The organism is Fulvivirga ulvae (genome assembly GCF_021389975.1).
GTDB lineage: Bacteria > Bacteroidota > Bacteroidia > Cytophagales > Cyclobacteriaceae > Fulvivirga > Fulvivirga ulvae.
In genome coordinates this window covers 704,564-730,020 of record NZ_CP089981.1, presented here as the reverse complement: position 1 = coordinate 730,020, position 25,457 = coordinate 704,564, and the positions used below count along the sequence as shown (strand labels likewise).

29 protein-coding genes are annotated in these 25,457 nt (G+C 41.3%); 24 read left to right on the top strand and 5 right to left on the bottom strand.

Translation table 11 applies throughout. The annotated features are described in order from the left end of the window. The 3 genes from LVD17_RS03135 to LVD17_RS03125 all read right to left on the bottom strand — a co-directional run bounded on the left by LVD17_RS03135 (window position 1) and on the right by LVD17_RS03125 (window position 1,657). Window positions 1-285: a helix-turn-helix transcriptional regulator gene (locus tag LVD17_RS03135; RefSeq protein WP_233764700.1), complete on the bottom strand. Its 285-nt coding sequence runs from the start codon at window positions 283-285 to the stop codon at window positions 1-3. A 93-nt stretch (window positions 286-378) separates the two neighbouring features. Next, window positions 379-1,065 (bottom strand): hypothetical protein, encoded by a 687-nt coding sequence (locus LVD17_RS03130; protein ID WP_233764698.1) that lies wholly within the window; start codon window positions 1,063-1,065, stop codon window positions 379-381. Window positions 1,066-1,411: 346 nt separating this feature from the next. Further along, window positions 1,412-1,657, bottom strand: coding sequence for a hypothetical protein (locus tag LVD17_RS03125; RefSeq protein ID WP_233764696.1), 246 nt, complete (start codon window positions 1,655-1,657; stop codon window positions 1,412-1,414). Between the two features lie 218 nt (window positions 1,658-1,875). Here LVD17_RS03125 and LVD17_RS03120 point away from each other — a divergent pair, with 218 nt between their 5' ends. The 3 genes from LVD17_RS03120 (at window position 1,876) to LVD17_RS03110 (ending at window position 3,300) form a co-directional block, all read left to right on the top strand. Continuing rightward, a complete protein-coding gene (locus LVD17_RS03120; protein ID WP_233764694.1) occupies window positions 1,876-2,307 on the top strand; it encodes a hypothetical protein in 432 nt (143 codons plus the stop codon). Between the two features lie 43 nt (window positions 2,308-2,350). After that, a complete protein-coding gene (locus LVD17_RS03115; RefSeq protein ID WP_233764693.1) occupies window positions 2,351-2,578 on the top strand; it encodes a hypothetical protein in 228 nt (75 codons plus the stop codon). Between the two features lie 125 nt (window positions 2,579-2,703). Then, window positions 2,704-3,300, top strand: a complete 597-nt coding sequence (locus LVD17_RS03110; RefSeq protein WP_233764691.1) for a hypothetical protein — start codon at window positions 2,704-2,706, stop codon at window positions 3,298-3,300. A gap of 12 nt (window positions 3,301-3,312) precedes the next feature. Here the strand turns inward: LVD17_RS03110 and LVD17_RS03105 are convergent, their stop codons facing one another. After that, entirely contained in the window at window positions 3,313-4,203 is an 891-nt protein-coding gene (locus LVD17_RS03105; RefSeq protein ID WP_233764689.1) for a hypothetical protein, read from the bottom strand. 404 nt (window positions 4,204-4,607) lie between these two features. Between LVD17_RS03105 and LVD17_RS03100 the strand changes: the two genes are divergently transcribed. Both LVD17_RS03100 and LVD17_RS03095 read left to right on the top strand, forming a co-directional pair. After that, the gene (locus tag LVD17_RS03100) at window positions 4,608-4,772 is read left to right on the top strand and encodes a hypothetical protein (RefSeq protein WP_233764688.1); all 165 of its coding nucleotides are present in this window, start codon (window positions 4,608-4,610) and stop codon (window positions 4,770-4,772) included. Window positions 4,773-4,896: 124 nt separating this feature from the next. Beyond that, window positions 4,897-6,279 carry a tetratricopeptide repeat protein gene (locus LVD17_RS03095; RefSeq protein WP_233764687.1) on the top strand — a complete coding sequence of 461 codons (1,383 nt, stop codon included), beginning with the start codon at window positions 4,897-4,899 and terminating at the stop codon, window positions 6,277-6,279. A 1-nt stretch (window position 6,280) separates the two neighbouring features. Here the strand turns inward: LVD17_RS03095 and LVD17_RS03090 are convergent, their stop codons facing one another. Next, window positions 6,281-6,742 carry a helix-turn-helix domain-containing protein gene (locus LVD17_RS03090; protein ID WP_255702559.1) on the bottom strand — a complete coding sequence of 154 codons (462 nt, stop codon included), beginning with the start codon at window positions 6,740-6,742 and terminating at the stop codon, window positions 6,281-6,283. A gap of 140 nt (window positions 6,743-6,882) precedes the next feature. Between LVD17_RS03090 and LVD17_RS03085 the strand changes: the two genes are divergently transcribed. From LVD17_RS03085 to LVD17_RS03000, 19 genes are all read left to right on the top strand, one after another. Further along, the gene (locus LVD17_RS03085) at window positions 6,883-7,242 is read left to right on the top strand and encodes a hypothetical protein (protein ID WP_233764685.1); all 360 of its coding nucleotides are present in this window, start codon (window positions 6,883-6,885) and stop codon (window positions 7,240-7,242) included. Window positions 7,243-7,250: 8 nt separating this feature from the next. Next, entirely contained in the window at window positions 7,251-7,466 is a 216-nt protein-coding gene (locus LVD17_RS03080) for a hypothetical protein (protein ID WP_233764684.1), read from the top strand. A 68-nt stretch (window positions 7,467-7,534) separates the two neighbouring features. Next, window positions 7,535-7,780 (top strand): hypothetical protein, encoded by a 246-nt coding sequence (locus LVD17_RS03075; protein WP_233764683.1) that lies wholly within the window; start codon window positions 7,535-7,537, stop codon window positions 7,778-7,780. An 84-nt stretch (window positions 7,781-7,864) separates the two neighbouring features. Further along, window positions 7,865-8,179: a hypothetical protein gene (locus LVD17_RS03070; RefSeq protein WP_233764682.1), complete on the top strand. Its 315-nt coding sequence runs from the start codon at window positions 7,865-7,867 to the stop codon at window positions 8,177-8,179. Between the two features lie 5 nt (window positions 8,180-8,184). Further along, window positions 8,185-8,442 carry a hypothetical protein gene (locus LVD17_RS03065; RefSeq protein ID WP_233763826.1) on the top strand — a complete coding sequence of 86 codons (258 nt, stop codon included), beginning with the start codon at window positions 8,185-8,187 and terminating at the stop codon, window positions 8,440-8,442. Between the two features lie 75 nt (window positions 8,443-8,517). Then, a complete protein-coding gene (locus LVD17_RS03060) occupies window positions 8,518-17,844 on the top strand; it encodes an RHS repeat-associated core domain-containing protein (RefSeq protein ID WP_233764681.1) in 9,327 nt (3,108 codons plus the stop codon). A gap of 12 nt (window positions 17,845-17,856) precedes the next feature. Beyond that, window positions 17,857-18,237, top strand: coding sequence for a hypothetical protein (locus LVD17_RS03055; RefSeq protein WP_233764680.1), 381 nt, complete (start codon window positions 17,857-17,859; stop codon window positions 18,235-18,237). A gap of 356 nt (window positions 18,238-18,593) precedes the next feature. Continuing rightward, window positions 18,594-19,115, top strand: coding sequence for a hypothetical protein (locus LVD17_RS03050; RefSeq protein ID WP_233764679.1), 522 nt, complete (start codon window positions 18,594-18,596; stop codon window positions 19,113-19,115). Window positions 19,116-19,469: 354 nt separating this feature from the next. Further along, a complete protein-coding gene (locus LVD17_RS03045; protein ID WP_233764677.1) occupies window positions 19,470-19,970 on the top strand; it encodes a hypothetical protein in 501 nt (166 codons plus the stop codon). Window positions 19,971-20,198: 228 nt separating this feature from the next. Beyond that, on the top strand, window positions 20,199-20,540 hold the full coding sequence (locus tag LVD17_RS03040) for a hypothetical protein (protein ID WP_233764675.1): 342 nt from the start codon (window positions 20,199-20,201) through the stop codon (window positions 20,538-20,540). A gap of 184 nt (window positions 20,541-20,724) precedes the next feature. After that, window positions 20,725-21,225, top strand: coding sequence for an SMI1/KNR4 family protein (locus LVD17_RS03035; RefSeq protein ID WP_233764674.1), 501 nt, complete (start codon window positions 20,725-20,727; stop codon window positions 21,223-21,225). A 161-nt stretch (window positions 21,226-21,386) separates the two neighbouring features. Further along, window positions 21,387-21,653: a hypothetical protein gene (locus LVD17_RS03030; RefSeq protein WP_233764673.1), complete on the top strand. Its 267-nt coding sequence runs from the start codon at window positions 21,387-21,389 to the stop codon at window positions 21,651-21,653. Window positions 21,654-22,030: 377 nt separating this feature from the next. Then, window positions 22,031-22,591: a helix-turn-helix domain-containing protein gene (locus LVD17_RS03025; RefSeq protein ID WP_233764672.1), complete on the top strand. Its 561-nt coding sequence runs from the start codon at window positions 22,031-22,033 to the stop codon at window positions 22,589-22,591. A 194-nt stretch (window positions 22,592-22,785) separates the two neighbouring features. Next, entirely contained in the window at window positions 22,786-23,013 is a 228-nt protein-coding gene (locus LVD17_RS28460; RefSeq protein ID WP_255702558.1) for an outer membrane beta-barrel protein, read from the top strand. A 22-nt stretch (window positions 23,014-23,035) separates the two neighbouring features. Continuing rightward, window positions 23,036-23,356: a porin family protein gene (locus LVD17_RS28455; protein WP_255702557.1), complete on the top strand. Its 321-nt coding sequence runs from the start codon at window positions 23,036-23,038 to the stop codon at window positions 23,354-23,356. A 101-nt stretch (window positions 23,357-23,457) separates the two neighbouring features. Continuing rightward, on the top strand, window positions 23,458-24,294 hold the full coding sequence (locus tag LVD17_RS03015) for a sensor histidine kinase (RefSeq protein ID WP_233764671.1): 837 nt from the start codon (window positions 23,458-23,460) through the stop codon (window positions 24,292-24,294). A gap of 168 nt (window positions 24,295-24,462) precedes the next feature. Continuing rightward, on the top strand, window positions 24,463-24,705 hold the full coding sequence (locus LVD17_RS03010; protein WP_233764670.1) for a general stress protein CsbD: 243 nt from the start codon (window positions 24,463-24,465) through the stop codon (window positions 24,703-24,705). Window positions 24,706-24,828: 123 nt separating this feature from the next. Next, window positions 24,829-25,176 carry a cupin domain-containing protein gene (locus LVD17_RS03005; RefSeq protein WP_233764669.1) on the top strand — a complete coding sequence of 116 codons (348 nt, stop codon included), beginning with the start codon at window positions 24,829-24,831 and terminating at the stop codon, window positions 25,174-25,176. 26 nt (window positions 25,177-25,202) lie between these two features. Continuing rightward, the gene (locus tag LVD17_RS03000; RefSeq protein WP_233764668.1) at window positions 25,203-25,403 is read left to right on the top strand and encodes a hypothetical protein; all 201 of its coding nucleotides are present in this window, start codon (window positions 25,203-25,205) and stop codon (window positions 25,401-25,403) included. Window positions 25,404-25,457: the final 54 nt, after the last annotated feature.

The window sequence follows — 25,457 nt, the reverse complement described above, 5'->3', positions numbered from 1 at the left end:
TCAGGGTTTTTGACCGTTCCTGATTTTATTTGCAATACTTTCTATATCGCTTTCCTTGTAAAAGACTTTAGCACCTACTTTAAAATAAGGCAGGCGTCCTTTTTTACGCATATACCAGAACCACGTAGTTTCCCGGCCTAGCCTGGCCTTGGCATCATCTTCTGAAATATGCTCTCCTTCAACAGGTATTTGTTGACCTGCCTTTCGTAGTTGTCTTACTGCCTCCCGCAGATCGTCAATGATCTCCTGGGGAATCATCATAAAAGTGTTGTTATTGGATTTCATCTGTTGTTATTGAATTAATAAGTGTGTATTTGTTTTAATTTATACGAACATTGTCTGTAAATTTTTTTTGTTTTCGAAATGTTTACGGCCTGTTTACTTACTGTTTATATAGAAGTTTACTGCGCGATTGATAAATTTTATACGCTCCTTTATCTTTTCGGGCTTTCCAGGGTAAAGTTGAGCCAGCCTGCTGGTATAGTCAGCAACGGTAGTCCCGTCAAGCCAGTCAATAACAGCATCAAATTGCCACCTGAGGAGCGCATCAGGCATATTATAAAACTTGCAGTACTGCTCAAAGTAAGAAACATCCTGATCAAAGTTCTCAGGTAAGTTTTTGGGCAGGTCATCAAATAGCCTTTGCGCCCCGCTGTAAAGCATATCAAACGTCATTCCCCTATCAGCCCCAATGTAAAAAACATAAGATTCAACAGGATTACTCCTCATAGCTGCTTCTCCTAGTTGATGTTTTAAATATTCACTTAATGCAGTTAATAAAGGAGTACCATATGTCTCGTATTTGTTTCCAAGCCCCTTTACTTCGTAATTATCTCCATGCAGGTTTATCTCATGCTCAACAATAGCTCTGATTATCCTTCGCTCATGATCAATTTTATGAGTGGTATGAGTGCCTTCAATATGTATAAAATCATCGTTTATCCTGCTTTTAAATTGTGTGTTTTTACGATTATAAGTCACCATGATGTATAGCGGATGTACGGGGCCTGGGCCAAGTGATTTATTGAGAAAATGTTTAATGGTTACTTTCTTTTTCCGAGCCATACAGTGGTGATAAGCTTATTGATAAGTCAAACATAAATGAAAAGTTATTTCAAATCAAATATTTTAATAACATTTGTTTTTAACTTGTTTTATTTGAAACTGTAAACACTGTTTGCAGGTGAAAGTCATGGAGACCGGTATGTAAAATTAAAGCTCCTAAGGAGGTAGTTATTATTTTGTAGCCTTTCATTGTACTTCATTATACATTTTCGCTTGGTTCCATGACAATGTACCTTATATTCCCTTAGTTGTCTTTTTGTCCTTCCCCAATTTTTGCAAAGCGTCACATAGGTGTCACAATCTCTAAAATTGTGACACCTATATTAACTTTTTGATTTTCAGCAAATTAAGCATCACAATATGTGACACTTTGTGACACCTTTGTAGCTGTGGCATCATCTTTTCGGGCTGGCATAAAATTATGAATTGCGCCAACAGGAAATGAACCGCTGGGAAATGCCTCGCTAACCGGCCCTAAAGCCGTATCGCGGCTTGCATTTGAAGCTGGCTTGAAGCCTTCCATACGGCTGATTTCCGCCTGTAGCTGAGCGACAATATCTGATTTTTGGGGGCATGGGGAACTCCTTTTCAAAGCTTTGTGATCATAACACAAAACCAATTACTATTTTTTAGTAAAAACAAATGCAATAAAGCTAAAAATTTTAGTAAAGTAAATGCCTAATAAGTTGCTCAGCGTAAAACATAAAATGTTCCCAGTGTAAAATGTTTGACTAAATACAATTGGGTTTGTACATTTACCTTAGGCTGTTACTACTACTTTAACACGAAAGTGTAACCCACCCATTTAATATGAATACTAAAAAAGTGTTTGAAGCAAATAACGAATTGTCGGATATCCTATTGAACAAAGGACTTATAGAAATAACCTCCTTAAAAGATAAAGAGAAAGGTCTAAGAATCTTTAAGCCGGCAGTAGCCTCAAAAAAGAAAATTTATTTTGATCACGCCGACATTACTGTATTCTATGGTAATCTTTTACAAGATAGCCTATTGGAACTCTCAGAAGAACAACTCCGTCAGCTCCTTCTTTTTTGCAAGCTACCAATTACTGACTTTAGATTAGTTGACTACTCTGGTGAGTTCAGTTTTGTGCGGATGAATTCTAATATGAAAAGGGTCAGGGAAGAGGTAATCAATTACAGGAAATTTGATGTGCAAGAATCAAAGAGGAGAAAAATTGAAAACATACTAAAAGTATATGACAATATAGAAGTGTTTTAAGAGACACAGAAAATACATCAAACTACCGCTCCATAAGTAATATATGTACTCATACACCGATCTTTCAATCATTCCTGATAATGCATACAAATTTGCTCAATTCATTGAAGGTGGATGTTATGACAACATTATCTATTACGAGTTTCATCAGGAGGTGAACCCCGCTGAAATTTATAATTGTATTGAAGGCCTTGAAGAGTTTAACAACAGGTCTGGTAGTTTGCATAAAATATTTTTTGCTTATGACCTTGTAGACCAAGTGCCGCAATAATTCATGTTGCTTTAAAAATTGCTGATGAATGGTTTATAGCCAGGGACTGTGGCGCTAACTTCTATTTAGGATATGGGCCTTGCGGAATATTAGAATTGCGAAAAGCATGCGAAATCAAGGGTGTAATGAGTTTTTTATCGACCGAAAGCTTTGATAAATGGATAGAAGATAAATTTGGTAAAGCGAAGTCTCCTTTAACTTCGGGACAAAAAAAAGAAGATGCAGCCCAGTTTAAAACTATTTGCCGCAAGCTGGAACATCTCGCAGTGGATATGCAAAATCAACCTGACATATATAAGGACTTGAAGGAAGAGAATATTCGCTCTAAAATGAAAACGCCATTGAACACTATTTTTGAAGGAAGAGTATCTGCAGAGGCTAAAAACTGTAAAGGAAAAACTGATATACTTATCAAAACGAAGAATGGACTTAACGAGCATATTTTCGAATTAAAGATCTGGCGTGGCATCAAAACATTAGAAAGTGCCATTACTCAATTAAATGGATATTTGGGCTGGCATAACAATTTCTGCGGTATAATCATATTCTGTTACAGACAGGGCTTTACAAATATTCTAACAGAGATTCATAGTTATCTCTTAAAAAACTATGAGGAAATACATCGGCACAAAGAGAGTCAGTTTACCTTTCAAATGGTACATGACAAGGACAACAAAAAGAAAATCGAAATTCGGTTGGTTCTTATAAACTTAAAATGTTAAGTGCTTGCTCTTCTAGCTCGCCGACAACTTCACATTCTCCACCACCACCATCATCCCTCCAGGAGCATTGAGCCTGATACTTTTATAGTTCCCTTCTACCAAATAATCAATAAGCTTTAACCCGGAATATGCAGACTTCTCCAATAGCCGTACGCTGCCATCAGGAAGGCTTACTTCAATGGTATTGTATTCTCCGGAACTTATGATTTGCAATACTTTTAGCTCAACGGTCGAGAACAAATCGATTTCATTGATAATTAGCCCGGCTTTCGGGTGAGCGAAGAACTCCCTGATGATCCTGGTGAGGGAAATATTAAAATGACTTTCATAAAGGATCTTCTCTCTAAGTTCTTCGGGATAAATGCTGACATCGTTATTAAACAACGGGAGCCAACCACCATCACCAAATATCAGCAGGTTGACAGGCTCTTTGCTAAAAATGGCTTCGCTGACTAACAGTTGAAATAGGTTGAACTGTTTACTGGCTTTTTTTCTTTTTACCCCAATCTTAATAACCTCAATCAGTTCGGTCATAGAAGAACCATCGCCCCAATCATCCATCAACTCCTGCTCCATGCGAATAAGGCGCTTCATAATCTGAAAGTCCACATGGTAGAAAAGCTCTTTTTTCGTGCGTTTAAGTACCTTGCTTTTTATGCCAATGCCTTGAATATCATCCAACACCCTGATCCATACGAATTCAAGGAAATTAAACCTTCGATGAATGCCTTTGTTTTTTCTGGGGGTTATGATTAACTTTTTCGAATCCCACGTATCTATGGTACGATTATGCACGCCTGTATCCGTGACAGAAAGTATAGGCTCCGAATTGAAAAGGCGATTAAATTGAACGGCCTTTACCGTGCCTGCTATTGAGAAAACATTTTCCAGTTTTTGTAACATAAATCAAAAATACAAAAAATGTATTTTCATTTTATCTTATTTTGTATTTTGTGTAGTTTAGCGAATGAAATGACTGTATCAGTGTTTAAACGCATCCACCATACCTATAAGATGGTCATTATTACTAAGAGCTTTATGTAATGTTTCTTTTAATAAGTCAAGATTAGTACTTTATAACAGTCAATTATTTCCATTTCAGTACAAATCAGTCAATTTATAATTTCGTGTTATTGTTGGTAAATTCAGAGGTGTTCAAAAAGTTGATAAATTGTATTTTTTCTATTAGTGTCTATCGCGATAAATTGTAAGTGCTTAGTTACTAACGTAATTATGACATGAAACTCGTCGGATTATTTCACTCGGAAAGCTCTAGGTTTGCACTAATCAAATAAAACGTACAAACCATGAGCACAAAAAGAATTATTGTAATTGCCATAATTGCAACATTTGGAACATTGACTATGTCATGTAACGAAGAAGAAGTTAAACCGGCTATAAAAAACACTATTGAAGTAGCCACGGAAGGGAATGGTGGTCATGTTGAGCCACCTGTGGAAAATGGGAATTAGAAATAAAGAAAGGTTAAGTTGTATAGATTTGCCTATGCATGTAAGATAACGAAGCTAATTCATATACGGTCAATCAATTTATATCAACAATTTTGCCTGATACCATTTTGAAACCGACCACCTTATGAAATTTGTTTTACCTACGGCTACAATATTTTACCTTTTGCTAGTTGCATGTTCTGATCAGGAATCTATTGTCTCTTTTGACGATTCGAATGACCTCCAAAACCTTGAAAGAATTTATCAGGAATATGCGGAGCATTATTCTGAACCACATGTCGCGTATGACATGTTGGAAAAGTTAAGAATTCAAGCAGAGCAAGTAGGTAGTAAAGCGTATTTAGCAAAATATTATATTGGATACGGGTATTTGAAGAAGCAGAATAAGCATTTTGATGAGGCTGTCACTGCATTTTTGAATGCCCTCCATTTATATCAACAGGTTGGAGATACACTGTTTCAGGCTAAGGTATTAAATAATTTAGGAGATATTTATCGCATCACTAAATTAACCGAAGAGTCCCTGCACTATTTTAAGGAAGCAGAAACTTTGTATCTAAAAATTGGCAGGAGGGATAAGCTTGCCGGATTGTATGAGAACATAGGGCTGATTTTTCTTGATAGTAGTTCTTATGATATTGCAAACCAGTATTTTTCCACGGGTATGCAAATCAGTCTGGAGAACGAGATGGATCAATTTATCCATCAGTACTATAACTTATTTGGGGAACTATATTTTAAAAAAGAGAGCTATCAAACTGCCCGAGATAACTATTTTTCAGCACTTGACATAGTAGATGAAAACAGCCTTAGGACGGCATTCATTTACGGAAATATTGGAGAAACCTATTTAAATGAGGGGAAAATAGAAACGGCTGAAAGTTGGTTTAACAAGTCTTTAACCCTTAAAAAATCCATTGATAATGTCGATCTAAGGCCTACACTAAATTACTTGGGACAGGTGGAGCTTCAGCGGGGAAACTTTAAGAAAGCACTGAGCTACTTTGATCAAGTAGTAGACCTATCAAAAGAAGATGTAATCAATGATGAGCTAGATGTGGCTTTAGAAAATATCCAGACCGTTTATGAAAGTAGTCCGGGCATGCGAACCGATGAAGGTTTTAAGAGATCGCTATATTATTTTGGCGTAGCGCGTGAAAGTAAGAAAGTTTTGGCCGAGCTTCAGTCAAGACTTAATACCCTCTATGCCCAATATTCAGTCAAAAAGGGTTATAATGAGTATATCTATGAAAATAATCTTAGGAATGAAAAGGAGGGCAAATTCCAGTCAGTTGTAGCCGCAGTCATACTGGCTTTATCATGCTTAATTCTCCTCGCCGCTATAATAATCTATAGGAAGAATCTTAAAGTGACAGCCCAAAATTTAAAGACCGCCAAAGAAGATTTAAGGATAACAACAAAAGACTACCAGCTTTCTAAGACACAAATTGAAAGGATTAAGCAAACACTAATCGAAAGTGGATATCCCCCATACCGCAACGTTTAGATTACATTGAAAGGTTTTTCCTGATTTTATCAATTACAGCTTGGGAATCTTCAGCTTCCCGCTTATACCTTTTCATTTCGTTTTCAAAAGATGCAGACTGATCACGTAATGCCTGGATCTCAATTTTGGATTGCTGTAAAGCTTCAATAGCCTTCCCATAAGCCTCTTTAATGTCTTTCTTTGCCAACTTTTCTGATTCTTCAATAGCTTGAAGTGTTGGACTTTTTGCAACAACCTTAGGATACTTGTAAAATAGCTCGTCAGTGGAAATATCAAATATTTTCGCAAGTACAGGTACAAGTTCAGATGGCACCTTGCGTCTGCCTTTTTCATAATTGGAAATCACGTCTCTACCCAGAGATTTACCGGTTATTTCCTTGATTTTTTCACCCAATTCGGCCTGAGACCATTTATTTCTTGTACGAAAGTGATAAATTCTTTCTTCTATTGTTGTATTATTCACGACAATATATTAATTTCGAATCATTATTGTTTTTGACTACAAAAGATTCCACTTAATAACTTTTGATGTAGAGTCCTTTTTCAAATTTACAATTAAGATCATTAATTACCATGACCAATCAACCCCTTAAATTTCCGTATTTGGAAAGCAATCTTGAAACCGAATATAGTACTATTCTGGAACAAGTGCATGCACTTGTAGAGCGTTCACCGATTTGCTGGCTAGCTTATGAGCAACTTGAAGATTACTTCGCTGGTAATCAAATAACTGATGATTTGAGTTTTCACATTAACGACGGAGCTATAGACTTTGTCAAAAGTAATTGTGAAGACCCTATAGCATTTATGCTGTTTGATCAAAAGTATGTAGCCTTCGGAAACCCGATAACCATTGCGGAAGAAGAACCATCCGAAAACATGAGTGTCAGGCGCAACAGAAAGCCTATCCGTTATTCTTTAGGGTACCTTAAAGAGAAATTGTCCAGGGTTAGGCGACGCTAACAGCAATCGTGGGAATACCACTTATCATTTGGCGGCTTATGCAGTTGGAGGATTTAGTTACCTCCAAAAGTACAGGGACATTGGAAGAGCTTGCCGCGAAACTTGAAATGAATACCGAATTAACGAAAGCATATATAGAAAGCCTGGCAGAAATGAGGGAATGCAAAATTGAGTACGATGCCGGGTGCTCAAGCTTTGTCTTTGTTAGCCCTAATTGGGTTTAGGTTGACGGGTAACGGGAGGTGCAGGAAAGCGCACCTCCCAAATACCTTAACAGATTTACAGATCGCAAATGAAGGAAAGTAAGTTTTTAGAGCGCATAGAGCGCATGGACAAGCTCATTCAAAGGCGCCGGACCGGAAGAGCAGAAGACCTTGCCAGAAGGCTGGACATATCCACCAGAAGCGTATTCAATATGCTCAGGATTATGAAAGAGGACTTCAATGCCCCGATCGTATTTGACAGAGGCCTGAACACCTACAGATATAAAACCGAAGGCAGCATAGTGGCGGCCTTCGTAGCAAAAGAAAAAACATAAAACACTTTGCCTTATGTGTTTGAGTTGGGCCATCCGCGGGGAGCGGCAAGTGTCTCTCCCGGGTGCCCATTAAACTATGAAACTATGGAAAGAAAAAACAACCGATGGGAAGAATCGGCAGAACGCTATGGCCAGCTATTGGACGCCGTCAACGACCTGATCCGCCACACCAGCCAGCTGGCAAAGTCTTACGAAGACACCAACATGGGATTTGCCCACCTCATCTATGAAAAAGGCCTATACGAGATCATGAAGAAAGCCAATACCCTGCAAGACTACGAAAGAAGCTTCGAAATGATGTACTACAGCCTTAAAGGACAGGTAGAGCAACTCAAACACCTGCGAGGCGTGCTGCAAGTGATCCTGATCAAAGACCCGGTCAATATCCCGACAAACTAAAGTACATGAGGATTTTTGATTACACCCACCGGCTTAAAGGCAACTACTTTATCTATGTGAAGGATAAAGTAGTACTCATGGACACAGAATACCAGTCCCTCAGACCGTCGAGTTTTTCCTTAAGGCTGTTTTTCCGCCTAAAGCGCTGGCAGCTATATGAAATACCTCCTGGGAGTGCCCTATATCAGGATTTGTTGACAGACTATATACAACTCGTTGATAATCTAATATTTATGAATAAATCGCAGTTTAAATATGATTAAACTTATTTAAACTATAAAAATTATATCTATATTCGCCATCCCCAAAATTAAATTTATCTCAACCTTTAATTAATCATGAAACCTACGAAATTCCTGATTGCATTACTCTTTTGTGCATTATCCATAGACGTTATTGCCCAGGGCGATGCCCCGACACAAGCCCCGGAAGCGGGCTTTCAGCTTGGCAGCGACATTACCGGTGGTGCCGTAAGCGCTGTCAACCTGTTTACAGGAGAAGTCAGTTTTCCTTTAAACCTCGTATCCCTTCCCGGTCAAAACGGGATTTCCCCCAATGTCAGCATATCTTATAATTCCGCAGGTGTCAGCCGGCAAGCTGAGGTTTGGAACAGGGACGCTCCCGCCGGGGTGATTGGGTTGGGCTGGCAAATGGATTTCCCAAAAATCATTGTAGATCACAAACAAACCGGTACGCGGGAAGATGATGATTTTTACCTGATGGATGGCGGGGTCAGCCAAAAACTTGTACTGATCAGGAACGGTGCTACCCAGCATTACACTACAGAACAAAAATCAGCGACAGCCATAACTTATAACCCTGCGCTTGAAGAATGGAAAGTAATAAGCGGAGATGGCGTGATCATGACTTTCGGTAATAAAAACAGCAACCGCAATACTATCCAGTGGGTTGTAAATCATGGTAACTGGATTGGCAGCAGCACACGCAGCACTAATTCCTCATCGATGGCCTATATCTGGAACTTGTCCGAAACCCAAAACCGCCTCGGCGATAAAATGACATTCCGCTATGAAGAAGCAAATCAGTTAGCCGGTGGCAAAAAACAAACAGAGACTTCCTATCTCAGCCAGATCGCCGGGCCGACAGGCGCTAAGATCAATTTTATCTATGCCGACAAGCAGGCGGGCGAATATGTAGAACCTCATCAGGAAAAGGCCGAACCGGATGCCTACCAGGAAGTTTATCAAAAAAGATACCTGCACCATATCGATGTGATCAACCCCTATGGCTTAAAGCTGAATACCTTGGGCTTTACCTACGAGTTGCTCGGGGCAGGGCATAGCACCAAACGCTTATTAACTTCAATTAAATCCACCAACAGCTTCGGAGAAACCTCGCCCGGTATTGCGTTTGAATATGAGCGTTCAGGTGGCCTCATAGGCAAAATATCCTCTATCACCGGGGCTATGGGGGGCAAAGTCAATTACCATTATGCACCGGTTACGCTTTCACACTCGGAGCGCTTTAAGAGTATAACAGCACCCGCCGGTTATGGGGCTCCTTCGGTATGGCAGGGCAATAATTTTGTACTGGCGGGCTGGCATGAGCTGGATGCTGACGGCAAAGCCAAAAAATCCGGTGCGGCATTCAAGCTACAGGCCCACACATGGGATGGAAGATGGATCAGCCGGGATATCTTTAATATCAACAACGTAGTTTATGAATATGGAAGCTACAGGGATATCCAGGTCGTGGCTATGGGGGATTACTTTGCCTTTCTGAAAAAGACATCCAGCCAAAGCTATTCTTTTTATGCGTATCATAAAGACCCGCAGCGCCCCGGCGAATGGGTAAGCTTCGGGCAAAGCTTTGACTTAGGCGGCGGACAGCCCACCCTGATGGGAGGTGATAACTTCGTGGCCGTGGGAGAGCGTGAAGATGGTGACCTGCACATCATCACCTGGGATGGTCACGGTTGGGAGAAAAAGGTTATAGCCTATGCAGGCAATAAAGAGGTGTTTAACTACACGGCTGCCAACAACTACATTATCCGGCATAGCACCTACGGCAGCGATGATGTGGAACTATACCATGTTAATGGTAAGCGGGAGTGGACGCGCAGCAAATTTCCTGAAACTTATGAAGTGGATACACGTCCCGACGATTTGGTACGTTGGTACGCCTCCAACTCTTTTGCTGTATTGATCGGAGAAAGCTTATTTCTAAACAGCAACAAGTTTATCTTTAATTGGGACGGGAATTACAATGTCAACCAGCGAACCGACATAGACATACAGGACAATGATGCCATTATAAATATCGTAGGAAATGACCTGGTTGCCTTTAAATTTCCTCAAACGCAGATCAAGGCCTACCGCTATGACGGCGGGCAGTGGAGAAGTACTTCGGGCATGCAATATATGTATGCTGCCTTCAGCGCCCCTTCCTACGGTGAGGATATCATTCTTTATACTGATAAGGATAGCGGTATTGGAAAGCGCAATATTTATAACCCCAACACGAGTACCTGGAGTGGAAGTGTAAATTTAAGCAGTAGTGGCTACCAGCAAATGGCCGGGCCTGATGGTCTGTTTTATAACAACTATAAATTTTACAAACGTAAGGTTGATGGCACCGTATCGCAGCTGGCAACAACTTCTAATACCACTTTGCGTGGCAAGCCCCATTACGGCATCGGCATGGAGCCTTTCGCCATCTACACGTCAGGAAGTGACAGCTATATCCAAAAGTTTGATAATGGCGAAGATGCAGGATTGATCACACTAACAGGCCGGAAAATAGACGGCCCTCCCTGCGATGGCTTTAACCTGCTTTCCCGCCAATATGTTAACGGACAGATCATTGCTTCATATAACGGCAGTTGTCCTGACCGGGCAACGAACCTGCAACTTAGCTACCTGGCAGATGGTGAGGTTTCAGGGCAGATTACGCGACAGGTGGTCAGCAAAGTAGAGGTCAATGACGGGTACCAATCAAGATATACAGCCTTTAGCTATACCACTAACACGGCCAAGGCGGATGTGAGCGGTATAACCGCGCAGTTTAATAAGGCAAGGGTTATTCCGGGAAGTAGTAGCGCTTCATCCACGCCATACGGTTATACGGACACGTATTTCTTTAATGGGTTAAGCTCTGAGGAAAGCAGCCTTCCGTTTCCGGATGAACAGGCCAACCCCGGTTTTAATTTAGGCACATTGATGGGGACGGCTTATGCTGCTTACGGCTATGATAAGGAAGGTAATAACGTTTCGGTCAGCAAAACCACCTATAAAGGATTTTTATACCTTAATTATAATGAGGCCGGAGGCTTGCAATACCAGTCACGTTATATCAGGCCTGTTCATCAATATAGCAAGGTAGATGGCCTGAGTACCGAAACCCGCTACACTTACAATACTGAAGGGCAGAAAGCCACGATGGTGGCTGAAAACTATAACAGCTCCGGCAGTAAAGATGTCATCACCACATCCAGTAAATACTGGTGGGAGGCTTATGATCCTAACCTCACAGGTACATTCCTGGGGCCGGTAGTGCAGACCAGTGAAAAAGTGAACAACACGACAATTGCCAGCACGGCGACCCGCTGGAAATCCCATACCGGAAAAACTACTGCCCCGATGCCTTACCGCAGCTATACATGGAAAGGTACCGGCTTACCGGATTTCAGTGCCTGGAATGGTGATCCGTCAACGTCTGACTGGCTCATCACAACCAACATCACCGAAAGGGACCGGGACTTTAATATTGTCAGCACCAAAGATATGGATGATCGCTACACCACCAATGTCTATGACCATTATGGTGTTCAGGTTGCTACTGTTTATAATGCAGCCCCCGCAGAAGTGCTTTGTGCTGATTTTGATGATCATGACCTGATCAACAGTTCGGGAAGCTGGACGGGCACGTCTCACTGGCAATTTGACAATGGGACAATGAAATTTGATAACGCCTCCCAGAGCGCCAACCTTTACAGCAATAAAGCTGTCAGCACCTCTAAAAATCAGATTGCGGAGTTTGATTACAAGCTGGTCCACGGCACTGGCTACCTGGCCTATCATTTTGGAAAGCAATCGGCGGCACATGCCCCTCAAAACTCAGGCTACACGGTGCGCATCTACAGCGATGCCATTAAGGTCTATTACACCGGAACCCTGCTTGAAAGCTACACCTTTGCCAATGATAAGAGATGGCACCACCTTACTGTACGAAAGGGTGGTAAGATTAAGGTGATGCTGGATGGGGTGAAAATCATAGAAACCCTTGCTTCTTATGCTTATGGAACGTACGACGGGATATATGCCACCTCCGGCAAAATGTATACGGATAATTTCAGGCTCTACCCCGAAGATGCTTATGCTACCAGTACTTCGTTTGACAAAGACCATCTCTATGCTACCGCCTCCATCAGCAGTGAAGGGCTGATAACGCGGAAACTATATAATAGCCTTGGCTATGCGGTGGCTTCCATAGGCATTGACGGTACACCTTTTTCAACCTCTGCCGGGTATAACGGCTACCGCGAAACAGGGAGCTTCAATACCGCAGACCCACCCAGTGCGCATACCACCACCATAAAGGCCAAAGATGGGATTTATGAAGATTTTGCAACAGATAATCCGCACTGGAAATATCAGGAGAATAGCAATGGGGCAACGCCTGTATTTAAATTTGAAAATGGTGAACTGCACGTAACCAGTAGCGGTGGTGCAACCAATGGACAGGCCGATATCTATTATCTGGATATGTCAGGAGAGCTAACGGGCAATGTAGGTGTTGAATTTGATGTGCGTATGATCCAGCCCGGCAATAACCATGCTTTGGGGCTGGCCATGGGCGGCGATGGATGGGACTTGCGCAATGGAAGTGCTGAAAATGCCGTATGGCTCGATTTCTCCGCTAACAAGTTGCAAACCCATAATGGCCAGTGGAGCACTATAAAAACAAACCTGGAAGCAGGCACCACTTACCGCATCAAGGTCGTGGTCAATACGGAAAGGGGCACGGCTGATTATTTTGTGGACGGGAGGCTTTATCTCAACGACCTGCCCTTAAGGGCTAACACCAGCGGTATTCAAAAGGTTGGCTTTCTCCATTACAGCTATGGAAGCGCCAGTGCATATGCCGTCGATAATGTGGTCGTCTATGCTGATCCTATAGAAAGCACTACCTACCTGGATGCTGCGGGTAAGGTATTGCAGCAGCAGGGCAAGGAAAGTGACACCACTTTATTGGTCAGCCAGCAGCTTTATGATGCGCTCGGACGGGGCGATGTCACGGCAAAACTTACGCGGGTAGCAGGGGATTTCGGTTATCGTCAGAATTTTATCACAAACTATAACCGCGGTAACGGCTACATGTATGGTGAGGTAAGGGACCTGAACAATGACGGTTATTACCCTTACAGTGCTACCCGGTATGAAACTTCACCGTTAGGCAGGGTTTTAGAACAAAGCAGCCCCGGCACTACTTATAAGTTGGGGTCGGGTAAAAACGGAAGTATTGAATATCTCACCACTTCGGATATTGATCTGGGCTACGCCGGGGGTAAATACAGCGTGGTAAAAACCATTTCTCCTGATGGTAGCGAGCAGATTACCATGAGGGATCTGGCAGGCAATGTAATTTTGGAAAAAGCCGGCCCGGTTACCGGTACGGACCAGGAGCCCCATTATACAAATAAAACCGTAACGAGCGGGCAAAGCCATGCGTTTTCAGTTCCCTTCAGCAGTGAGGTAAGCTATGACTATGCAGATGTGGAGACGTATAAGACGCGGGTAAAAATAGGCACCACACCGGGCGCCGGGGATATTGTGGATGGAGAAGTTAACGTCTCCGGCACATTTCAGGCGCAGGCCGATAAGACCTATTACGCAACGGTAGTTTTTGAACTGCCGGAACCGACCTTATATTATGATCTCGATTGCACCACGATTATCGAATATGATCCGAAGTACTGCTTTGATGAGAACAATTGCCGGATATTATGCGTCCCGGATATTGTCTATTACGATTATGATTGCAGCACGCCGATAGACTATGATCCTGATTATTGTTTCAATGCGCAGAATTGCCGGATCAGTTGCGGGCCTACACCGGTCAGGTATTACGATTATGATTGCCGTACGCCTATTGCCTATAATCCTGACTACTGTTTCAATAACAAGTATTGCCGTATTATGTGCCCTGCGCCCTCGGTGGCCGATGCCCGGGCAAGGCAGCTCAACAATAAATCATACCTGAAACTGACATACGCTGATGGTAAAGTTTGGGTGGATGGCCATACGATCTATGCCACGACTACTTATAAGTATGACACTTATGGTCACCTGGTTAAGGTCTATCCGCCCAACTTCCACAACCCGCCGAATAATGAGGTGGACAGGAATGCTTATATCAAGACATATGCTTATGACTTCTTAGGCCGGGTGAAACAGCAAAACGGCCCGGATCAGGGAACTACAAAGTCTGTTTATAATGAGAATACAGGCCGTCTGGTCTTTTCTAAGGATGGCAATGGTACGATCAGCTATTTAAAATATGACCGGGAAGGCCGTGTGATTGAAAGCGGTATCTATACAGGGACATGGAATGAAAGCACTCTTCAAAGCCTGGCCAATGGCGCTGGCCCGGCGGCTTCCGACACGAAAGCAAGGCAGCATCATACCTATGAATCCGCTTTGGGCGATGATATTTTCCACCGGGGGGAGCTGGTCAGGACAACAACCTATTACGAGGGTAACAATGATGTCGTAAACGAGTATTTCACGTATGACCGGTATGGCATGAAAACCAAAGGGCTGCGGGTAAGTGACTACAGTGAAGAAACGGTAACGCTCAGCTATGCGAGGAATAATGTCGGTTCCCTGATTGAAGAAGTGGTGCCCGGTTTGGGTACACTTACTTATGGTTATGACAGGTTGGGCAGGCTGATTGCCATTGGTGAAACCGGTGCGCCTGAAGCCTACGCTTCTTATACCTACGGGCTGAATGGCGGGCTGAGCCAGGAGAAGCTGAACAACAACAGCTTTGTCCGTAATTTCAAGTATGACGGCACAGGTAAGCTGGTACAGATTGATGATCCGTATTTCAGGGAGGATATCAGCTATAGTAATGGCTATGGCGGAGACACTTATCATTCCGGACTGATAGCCCGAACGACCTATAACTATAAGGACATCACTACCCTGGACGGGGCACCTGCCACCTATCATTATGCGTACCGCTATGACAAGCTCGGCAGGCTTGTGGTGAGTGACAACAGTGCGGATAATAATTGGGACATCGGGGTCGGGAGCCCCACCGGCTATGATCCTAACGGCAATATCCTGAGTATAAAGAAAGGCAGTACACAGCAACATTACAGCTATTATAATAACACCAACCGCGTAAGCCGCATTTCCGGCAGTACGGACCAGTTCAGCTATGATGCCAATGGTAATATTACCAGCTCTCAGACCAAACAATTAAGCGACATAACTTATGACAGCTATTTCAATAAGCCTTTAAGCACGGTTTATGAGGGTGGTGTGGCGCGATACCGCTACAGGGCGGATGGTGAGCGCGTGATGAAGACCACGGTCCCTGCTGATGGCAGTGATACACATTATACCCTGTATGTCAGGGGCATGAATGATTACCCAATGATCGAGAAGGAGCGGATTGATGCAGGGGACTGGCATACGAAGTATTTTGTTTACGGGCTTACGGGGCTGATCGCTTCTAAAACGGTAACGGCTTATGCCAACGCGGGCTTCGCGCCGAGTACCGCTACTTTTGAAACGGATAAACGGGCAGATGAAGAACAAGAGTTTGGTGAGTCTTACCGCCAGGCACCTATCGTCAATGCCAGCCTTTTCAATGCCACGAAAGCAAAGGATGCATCTTATGCCCTGAAGCTTACCGGGGAAGCGGGTAAGAAAGTCGGGGTAACGAAGATGCTCCAGCTCTATCATGGTGATACGGTAAAGATGACTGTATCGGCCAAGTACCTGAAGGCTCCTGAAAACAACAAAAGTTTTGTACCTGCGGCATTGGCGGCGGAGCTGGTGCAATCGCTTGGCATCCCTGCCGGGGCGGAAGGTAATTTGTTTCAGGCGGCTTTTGAAAATGCGCTTTCCATCGGGGCAGCAGGGCTACAGGCGGATGAGAAGGGTGTGCCTCAGGCGTTTCTGAATTACATCTTTTTTGATAAGCATATGAACCCGGTAAGCTATGGCTATAAACCGATTACCGAAGCGGCTTATGAGGATGGCACCGGTCGCAAACATGAGGTTATAGAGCTGGAGATGATGGCCGACCGTGAGGGGTTTGCGGTGGTCTATGTGAGCAATGAAAGCCGCGAGTATAGCGAGGTGTATTTTGATGATTTTTCGGTGCAGCAGGTTTCCGTACCGCAGGTGAAGTTTTATAGCAGAGATCACCTGGGCTCTACGCGGGTGGTGGTCACGGCAAGTGGTACAGTGGATGCTCGCTATGATTATGATGTGCTTGGCAATATTGTAAGGCAGGAAGAAGGGTTTATTCCCAATGTTTACCGTTATACCGGCCAGGAATATGATGCGGAAACGGGCCTGCATAATTACAGGGCAAGGTTTTACGACAGTGACCTGGGCAGGTTTTATGCTGTAGACCCGCAGGGGCAGTTCCATAGCCCTTATACGGGCATAGCAAACAACCCGGCCAATTTTACTGACCCGTCAGGGGAAATCGTCCCCTTAATTGCGATTGGTATTGGGGCGGTCATTGGCGGTGCTATCAATGTAGCAATACACTGGAACAAGATAGACAGCTTCGGTGATGGTATGGTGGCCTTTGGTATCGGTGCCGTGGCCGGGGCAGTAGGTGCTGCCACCGGGGGAGCGGCTTTTACGGCCATGGGTGGTGCAGCGGCAGGAGCCGGAGGCTTTATAGCAGGGTCTATCGGGGGTATGGCAGGGTCGGCTGCGTCTATGCCAATACAAAGTGTGGGCAATTCCTTGTATTTCGGTGATCCTTATTTGACAGCTAAAGACTATGCTATTGGTATTGTAGCCGGTGGGCTTATTGGAGGGAATTTCCAGGGAATTGCTGCACTGCGAAACGGTAGAAATTTCTGGACGGGTGCGTTTGGCTCTCCAAGCCCTGTAGTAGCACCTAGCGTACCTACTATTGCCAGACCTGAAATTCCTGATACCGAGCTTTTGCCTATGCCACTGAGCGAGGTGAAAAAAGCGCCATTGGCCAGCTCAGCACCAAAAGCGGCGCTGCCGAAAGATCCGCTCGGGGCAAATGGAATGAAGATTGGCGGTGGTGATTTCCTCGAAAATACTATATATTTGGATGAGGTTGTTATTTCAGCTAAACCAAGCACTTCAACCTGGAATCAGTTCCAAAAGATGACAGCAGGACAATTCGTATCAAGAGCTGAAGCTGCAACAGCATGGAATGTATATAAACAGGCCAATGGTATTGTAACAGGAACTACGCGAAGCATGGCTCAGAGGAGTGCTTTTTTGAAAGAGGCTGGTGCTTCTGGGAAATATCCATCATGGATGAAACCTTGGTTAAATGGTGGTAAAGTTCCCCCAGGCTACCACGTAGATCATTATAAAGCCCTATTTGATGGAGGCCTGGATATTCCTGCGAATATGCGTTTAAAGGATATTACAACTCATATAACTAGACATAGATATTATAGACCGTAATAGGAAACCAGTATGAAAACAAGAAAAATAATAGTGCCAATTGACCTAGAGAAACCTGAAAAAAAGATCAGTGATTTTCTTTATCCAAAATTATCAAATGAAGGGGCTAAGTTCTTTCAGGTAAGTAAAGAGAAAGAATGGAGATATGGTTTGGTAATATTAAAAGGAGGTGGAATAACGGAAAATGATCTGTTTGCAAGAATTGTTGATGCCAAAATAAAAATTGAATCAGTAGATGGACTCCTAAATACCCTGAAGGCTTATCTGGAAAAAATAAAAGAATTTTCAATTGGAAATATTGTATGTATTGAAAGTTCAAATAATGACGCCGGTTTTAAACTAACGAAATATGCCAACAGACCCAGTGTAAAAAGAAATAGTAATTTACCCTAGTTTAGATGGATAAGTACTTCCCTCATCTGGTCTTATGTTTAAGCGCAGCGATCCTAAGATCTAAAATGAAAACAGGGCGTCCGCCCCTGACACTTGTGAGTAGTGATTTTAATGGATTGCTTTTAGAACTTGAAAAATAAACTTTGATAAGCGGCCTTCGGCAAAGCGGAGGCCGTTATACAGACACATATACACGACCCTAAGAATTTGACTTGGTGGTCAAGCGGTGCTCATAGAAGTGCAGCAGATGCATATAACAATGCATGGTCTGAGTTCTTTAGAGCAACTCCAAATGCTACTCGTCAGCAGATTGAAAGTTTTGGAAGTTCATTAATGAAAAGTTACGGATTTTAGGTATGAAAAAATTTTATAGTTTTCAGTGGGCTCAAAAAAGAGGCGAAATCCTTGTTGAAGCACTGAAAGAATATGATGAAAAGGCTCTTATGCATGGTAATTTAGTTTTAGAGACCCCTTTTTGGGTGAAGGTCAGTGAAGGAAAAAAGCTCTATGATATAGCACACCTACAAGACCCTTTTAATTTTGCTGTTTCGGAACGAGTGTACAACTTATTGAAGGAAGCAGGACTTACAGGATGGAGCAGTTACGAAATAGCTATTGAAGGGAGAAGCGAAAAGTATTATGGTTTTCAAGTAACAGGCAAGTGTGGTAAGCTCGATGTGCCTAAAGAAGAAGGGTTTTACACAGGATATAAATTTGATTATGATACTTGGGACGGTTCAGACTTCTTCTCACCCGAAGACACTTTACTTATATTTTGCACGGAAAGAGTAAAGACGTTTTTTAAAGTAAATGAAGTAACCAATACTGAATTAACTGACATTAGTGTCGTTAAAGCCTACTCGGTTGGCACTATTTAAGCAGCATATTACTTTTTTAAGAAAGCTGCTGTTTCAGATTAGACTTTAGCAGGAAAATAGACAGCGTTTTCTTTTGGTCATCCTAGCTGCTGCGTTTTATTAACAGATTAAGAAGCTCGTTATCCGCAATGCAGATTGAACTGCAACCCAAAGGTTATGTCTAACTTTTGGGTACAGTTCAGCAATCGGGCTTTTGTTTTATAGAACATCTTGCGGCCTCACGCGGTCAAATAAAACGTACCTACTATTGCCAGCTCCGAAATTCCTGACACGGATCTTTCACCATGCAGAGGGCTTGCTTAAAAGATACGGGCTTGAACATTTACCATATGTTCCATACTAAGTTAATATGATATGAATAATAATATTTCTTTAAAAGGAGAAGATATAAAACTAGATATTGGATCACAATATTATGTAATTGATGCTCTTTATCTAAACGAGTTAAAAGAAGGTATTGATAACCTCCAAAGAGATATTTTAGATGAAGAAATTGAATCAAAAATATTTCCATATACAGAAGCTCCATTTGCTAAAGTAATTCCTAGTAAAGACTCGTTTCAAGTTCGGAGTATTAAGAAAGCGGATCGTGAAGAACTACCATCTGAAGAAAGGTATTATTTCTCATGTGATACAGAGTTAATACTTTTTATTAAGGAATCTCAGCTAGAACCATTTATCAAAAAGTACAACTATGATGATCTAGTGGATTCGCTAACCGAAGAGATTAACTCAGAACACTGGAAACAAATCACGGAAGGTATACTCCAAAATGATATTGGTTTAATTCTCTCCCCAGGAATAGATTCTGGATTCGAGTTTGAGGGAAGTGGGTTTTACAAAATCACTTCATAGTTGATGTTAATGGAAAGTCTACTTAAACCTAACACGAAACCGAGGTAGCGAGCGCTTTTACCCGGCAAGAAACTGAACTTGATCATAATTTAATTGAAGAGTTAAAAGGTAAGATTTCCTTTCCTTTTGACTTTGAATTAAAGAACGAAAAGCTATCAATTCCAATATGATTTTGGTATGCAAAACTTAAAGATTTAGGCTGGACATTTTAAATTAATTTGACAAACCATGGAAAAAGAAATAGATAAATTCGCTTCTCATGCGATCAATCACCATAAGTACACTGAGGAAGGTGATTGGAAAAAAGGTAATGCCGAAATAAAAAAAATTAACAAAGTCTATAATATTATAAAGGGCGGAGGGACTGAAGCAAAAAAGGAGTTATTAAAACTAATTCATTCAGATAAAACCGAAGTTGCCGCACTTGCGGCGACATATAGCATGACTTTCAGCCCGGAAGAATGCATTGCCGTTCTTAAAGACTTGTCACAAAAGAATTTACCTCATGTTAGTTTTGCATCAAAACAGGCAATAGAAAATTGGAATAATAATGAATGGTACATTGATTAAAATTATTACAATGAATTCTTATAAGCACTGAAGTCACATTGAAATTGTAAAAGCGCCTAGCTTGGAAACATGAATATTGAAAAGTTTGCCTCTGGTTTCAGCTTTAAAAAATCTTGTACTCTCTTATTCAACCACGCAAACCTTTTACAAATTGGTGGAGAGGATATCAATAAGCTTAAGAGATATGAAACAGTATTTAATTGAAATTAAGAAGTTGTTACAACACAAGGAAAATGTAACCACTCATGAGGGATTAGTTTCTGAGATAGTCATGAATAATCCGGCTAATAGCGACGAAACTCTTACATGTCAAAAGTCTCTGAAAATAGAAATTCCAGAAGATTATAAACATTTTCTTAACGAATTTAATGGAGGTATAATTTTTAAAGTGGAAGATTTCGCTGGCTACAGGTTTTTAGGAACCAACGAGATGTTAAGCGAAAATCGTTTTCAAAGGGAAAATTTTGGGGAAGATTGGGCCGATGATGTTCTTCTATTTGGCGTGTGTTTGGGCGACAATGAATATTTAGGTTTTAGAGTGGAAAAGAAATCCTATAAAATACTGCACTGTATCATGGAATTGTATCCAGATGAATGGCAAATAATCGATACTAATTTTGATCATTTTTTAGCTAAACTAATCAGGGAAAGAGGACAAAAGTATTGGTTAGAAAATCACGATTGATGTATTTCTCTATTTAATTGAAGAGTTAAAAGGTAAGATTTCCTTGCCTTTTGACTTTGAATTAAAGAACGTGAAGGAAAGCGCCAATGGGATAATTGTGAATAACAATTTAAACGAATTAAAAATACGGTATCCCTGTAGGTTTTTAAACATAGAGAAAAATGACTATAAAAGATTTCTTTTCATTTAACAGTAAACTTGTTTCATCAACAATACAAGTTAGTGCAGTCAGCTTAAAGGATTTTTCGCCTATTGACCCGGATAAGACATATCCGTATGATGAGAATAGATTAATACAAGGAGACTATACAGACATTTCATTCCCTGTTCTGTTTAAGCAGGAATATGGAAAAAAGCTGCAGGATATGCTGGATACCGGCTGGACAAGTTTGCATCTTGTATCCGATAAGATGACAGCCGTTTTGTAAGACTTCCCTTCTTTAGTACGGGTTTAAATTTAATTTTTTTCTCAAACAGCCCGACACAAAATTATTGAAGCTTACGAACAAGTAAAGGCTAAAATGAACGACTCCTTACAGTCGTCGGCCTTGACTGGTACTTCACTTTCAATGAGTAGTTTGTTTTGTGCTTTTAATGGTTCGAAGTTTTTCCTTGGGTTAAACTATGATCTACCAGTGGCAAGTATATCTGAGCCAGAGCAAACAAAAAACGAACCCCTCAAATCTGAATAGCCGCTATCGCCCATCTGGAGTATTATAATATCGGTCTTTCTATATTAACGCTTCTAAAAGGTGTATATTAGCAGGTAGTCCGTGACCATGTTATCTCAAAAAACACTTATTCCATGAAACTATATATTAAATATATGGTGAGCCTCAGATGCAAAATGATGGTTAAGCAGGAGCTGGAAAAACTGGGCTTACACTATGTGTCTTTAGATCTGGGTGTGGTAGAGGTGTTGGAAAACATCTCTGATGAACAGCGTGAAAAACTGAAAATAAACCTGAAGAAATCCGGACTGGAACTACTAGATGATAAAAAAAGCATTCTGATCGAGAAAACAAAGAGCATTATCGTTGAAATGATCCACTACTCGGATGAATTGCCAAAGATTAATTATTCAGATTTTATTGCTGAGAAACTCAACTATGACTATACCTACTTGTCCAACATATTTTCAGAGGTAAAAGGCATTACCATTCAGCAATACATCATAGCTAATAAAATAGAAAAGGTAAAAGAACTACTATTATACGATGAATTAACACTCACAGAAATCTCCTATCGGCTCCACTACAGCAGTGTAGCACACCTGTCCAACCAGTTTAAAAAGGTGACCGGTCTGTCACCGTCTTATTTCAAAAAGCTTGGCAAAAAGCGAAAAAGTAATCTTGAAAACCTGTAAGATATGCAACATCCATGTAGTTGAATGTAACGCATTAGCGGTTTGTTATATCCACCTTTACAACTATCAGGCCAACTAAAACACAAGGAGGGATATAATGAACGACTTATGATGACAATAGCAATTATTACCTATATAGGATAGATGCAAGTGCGCAAGGCTCGACAGATGACGCGAGATTAGAAAGAACAACCATGGATACCCGGGGTAGATTTCAATTTGGGTTGAAGGCAGGGATCAATTACTCTAATGTTTATGATACCAAAGGGGAGAAGTTTGTAGCAGATCCTAAATTCGGTATTGCTATGGGGGTTTTCTTAGCTATTCCTGTTGGAGAGACAATAGGAATACAACCGGAGGTGCAATTTTCTCAAAAAGGGTTTAAAGCGACAGGGATGATACTGGGAGCAAGCACCTTATGAATTTAAAAGAACGCCCAGCTACTTGGATGTACCTCTGTTTGTTACTTTGAAGCCCGCGGAGTTCCTGACGCTAATGGCGGGTCCGCAATATTCTTACCTTATTAAACAAAAAGATGAATTTACCAATGCTTTTACAACTGTAGAACAGGAACAGGAATTTGAAAATGACGATGTGCGAAAAAGTACGTTAGGATTAGCTGCCGGATTAGATTTGAACTTTGAACATGCCGTAGTCAGTGGCAGAGTAGCGTGGGATATTCAGAAAAATAATACAAACGGATCATCCACCACACCGGAGTACAAGAATGTATGGTTTCAGCTAGCGTTGGGCTATAAATTGTAGATTAAGAGAGGGGCTAAAAAGCATGGCAAGGTAACATAGTTCCTCTTGACATTCACTTCTTTAATCAAAAATTCTTTGAACACCTCAAACCAACAAATGCTATGTGTAAACCTGTGAAATTCTCCACATTTAAATCAAATAAGGACGCTCCAAATTACCTTGAAATCAATGATTTGAAGAAACACATAAAGCTGGTAACGAATAAAAACATTCGTTACCAGCAAAAGATAACACGACAAAAACAGGAATTAATTGAAATGGCCGAGATTAATACCCGGTTCCTGCTAATAATCGGTCATGATTTAAGAAATCCATTGAGCGCTGTAATGGCAGTGCTTAAGTTACTACGCGATTCCAATCCAAGTGATACTAAAGAGTATATCGATATTGCTTCAAATTCGGCAGCTCGAGCTATTCACCTTTCTAATAGTCTTGTGGCCTGGGCCACGTCTCAGTACGAAGGAGATAGGTTACAGATGACAGAAATTAATCTGCATGACCTGCTTACCGATGAGGTAGCGAATTCCTTTGTAAGTGCCAAACAGAAGCAAATATCATTGGTATATGAGGGTACTTCCCCCGGGTGTGTAGTGGCTGATGAAGAAATGATCAAAACCGTACTCAGAAACTTGATCAGTAATGCGATAAAATATACGCCTTTGGGTGGTAGAGTTACAGTATTAGCATCCAGAACCAAACGCATGGTTAAAATCTCGGTGAAAGATACAGGCGTTGGTGTAACCCCTGAGATGCGCAAAAAACTAATGAGAAAAGATTCGTTTTTTTCAACTCCCGGGACTATGAATGAAAAAGGAACGGGTTTAGGGCTGTTAATATGCAAGGATTTTGTTGAATTACATGGCGGAAAACTATCTGGAAGTAGTAAAGCAAAGCGAGGCAGTACATTTCATTTTACATTGCCACTTAGCTTGAAATAACGCAGTGGCTTTATCCAGCAAGCTATGCTACAGGTTAGTTACAGACATATTTCTTGAGTTGCCGATTGATAAGTGGGATATATGTAACATTCACCTTTTAATGTGTAATGTATTCATCTATCACTATCACGACCTTTACATTACAATTTTATATAAACCAAAAAGAAGATGGATAATACCGATAAAAAACCAACCAATCAAAATGTGACGGAATTCAAAATAACTGGAAACTGGGATAAGCAAGCACAGGTTCTTAAGCAGAAATTTCCTCAGCTAACAGATCAGGATCTGAAATTTGAACCCGGCAAAGAAAAAGACCTGCTCAAAAGAGTAGAGTCCAAGCTCCATAAAAACCGTGAGGAGGTGATTAACATCATCAAAAAAGGACAACCTGAAAAGGCAGGATTATAGACTTTTAAATGAAAAACGCGATTATTTAACAGATAACACGGGATACATTTAAAATCGAAGGGGGCAGCTTGGGACCAATGTCCTGTTCTGCTCCTTTTTTACTATTTAATACCTCATTCAAAAATGGAAAGTGTTGAACAAAAAAAATCGCAGGTCTTCATTGTCGTGGAAATAATAGAATATGTACCTAACTCGGTGGTGATCAAAACGATCATAAAAAAAACTACAGGTAATGTGAGTGCCGTTTCATTTGACTCGGGTGAAGCACTAACAGAAAAAACATCGCCTTTTGATACGTTTATTCAGGTAATAGATGGAAAGGCAGAAATTGTAATAGATGGCAAAACGAATGTTCTGGAAACCGGGCAATCCATTATAATACCCGCTCATATGTGCAATACAATAAAAGCCAATGTGAGGTTTAAGATGATCTCAACCATAATAAAGAGTGGATATGAAGAGATTGTATGAAACACACACTGTAAATAAATAAAACCATGGAAAATGTAAATGAAAACAAGTACAAAGAAGGGGACATAGTGTATGAAAAAACAAACCCTGATGTGAAGTTGGTAGTGAGACGCTACTTAAACAGGATCTATTACTGCAAATTTCAGGATGATGCCGGACGAAAAGAGTTAGCCCTTTATGAGAGAGAAATAGGTGCCAGCCCTGCTATCGCAAACCCTGACTATTAAATCTGTTTGAGCATCAGTCAGAACGCATATCTATTTTCCAAATTGTAAAACGAT

Excerpts from the sequence above, each read along its gene's own strand:
- LVD17_RS03035 (WP_233764674.1), top strand. The coding sequence starts at position 20,725 with ATGAAACAGTATTTAATTGAAATTAAGAAGTTGTTACAACACAAGGAA.
- LVD17_RS03115 (WP_233764693.1), top strand. The coding sequence starts at position 2,351 with ATGTACTCATACACCGATCTTTCAATCATTCCTGATAATGCATACAAA.
- LVD17_RS03045 (WP_233764677.1), top strand. The coding sequence starts at position 19,470 with ATGAATAATAATATTTCTTTAAAAGGAGAAGATATAAAACTAGATATT.
- LVD17_RS03120 (WP_233764694.1), top strand. The coding sequence starts at position 1,876 with ATGAATACTAAAAAAGTGTTTGAAGCAAATAACGAATTGTCGGATATC.
- LVD17_RS03060 (WP_233764681.1), top strand. The coding sequence starts at position 8,518 with ATGAAACCTACGAAATTCCTGATTGCATTACTCTTTTGTGCATTATCC.
- LVD17_RS03055 (WP_233764680.1), top strand. The coding sequence starts at position 17,857 with ATGAAAACAAGAAAAATAATAGTGCCAATTGACCTAGAGAAACCTGAA.
- LVD17_RS03135 (WP_233764700.1), bottom strand. The coding sequence starts at position 285 with ATGAAATCCAATAACAACACTTTTATGATGATTCCCCAGGAGATCATT.
- LVD17_RS03040 (WP_233764675.1), top strand. The coding sequence starts at position 20,199 with ATGGAAAAAGAAATAGATAAATTCGCTTCTCATGCGATCAATCACCAT.
- LVD17_RS03050 (WP_233764679.1), top strand. The coding sequence starts at position 18,594 with ATGAAAAAATTTTATAGTTTTCAGTGGGCTCAAAAAAGAGGCGAAATC.
- LVD17_RS03130 (WP_233764698.1), bottom strand. The coding sequence starts at position 1,065 with ATGGCTCGGAAAAAGAAAGTAACCATTAAACATTTTCTCAATAAATCA.
- LVD17_RS03005 (WP_233764669.1), top strand. The coding sequence starts at position 24,829 with ATGGAAAGTGTTGAACAAAAAAAATCGCAGGTCTTCATTGTCGTGGAA.
- LVD17_RS03065 (WP_233763826.1), top strand. The coding sequence starts at position 8,185 with ATGAGGATTTTTGATTACACCCACCGGCTTAAAGGCAACTACTTTATC.
- LVD17_RS03100 (WP_233764688.1), top strand. The coding sequence starts at position 4,608 with ATGAGCACAAAAAGAATTATTGTAATTGCCATAATTGCAACATTTGGA.
- LVD17_RS28460 (WP_255702558.1), top strand. The coding sequence starts at position 22,786 with ATGGATACCCGGGGTAGATTTCAATTTGGGTTGAAGGCAGGGATCAAT.
- LVD17_RS03030 (WP_233764673.1), top strand. The coding sequence starts at position 21,387 with ATGACTATAAAAGATTTCTTTTCATTTAACAGTAAACTTGTTTCATCA.
- LVD17_RS03000 (WP_233764668.1), top strand. The coding sequence starts at position 25,203 with ATGGAAAATGTAAATGAAAACAAGTACAAAGAAGGGGACATAGTGTAT.
- LVD17_RS03025 (WP_233764672.1), top strand. The coding sequence starts at position 22,031 with ATGAAACTATATATTAAATATATGGTGAGCCTCAGATGCAAAATGATG.
- LVD17_RS03070 (WP_233764682.1), top strand. The coding sequence starts at position 7,865 with ATGGAAAGAAAAAACAACCGATGGGAAGAATCGGCAGAACGCTATGGC.
- LVD17_RS03075 (WP_233764683.1), top strand. The coding sequence starts at position 7,535 with ATGAAGGAAAGTAAGTTTTTAGAGCGCATAGAGCGCATGGACAAGCTC.
- LVD17_RS03110 (WP_233764691.1), top strand. The coding sequence starts at position 2,704 with ATGAGTTTTTTATCGACCGAAAGCTTTGATAAATGGATAGAAGATAAA.
- LVD17_RS03095 (WP_233764687.1), top strand. The coding sequence starts at position 4,897 with ATGAAATTTGTTTTACCTACGGCTACAATATTTTACCTTTTGCTAGTT.
- LVD17_RS03010 (WP_233764670.1), top strand. The coding sequence starts at position 24,463 with ATGGATAATACCGATAAAAAACCAACCAATCAAAATGTGACGGAATTC.
- LVD17_RS03015 (WP_233764671.1), top strand. The coding sequence starts at position 23,458 with ATGTGTAAACCTGTGAAATTCTCCACATTTAAATCAAATAAGGACGCT.
- LVD17_RS03105 (WP_233764689.1), bottom strand. The coding sequence starts at position 4,203 with ATGTTACAAAAACTGGAAAATGTTTTCTCAATAGCAGGCACGGTAAAG.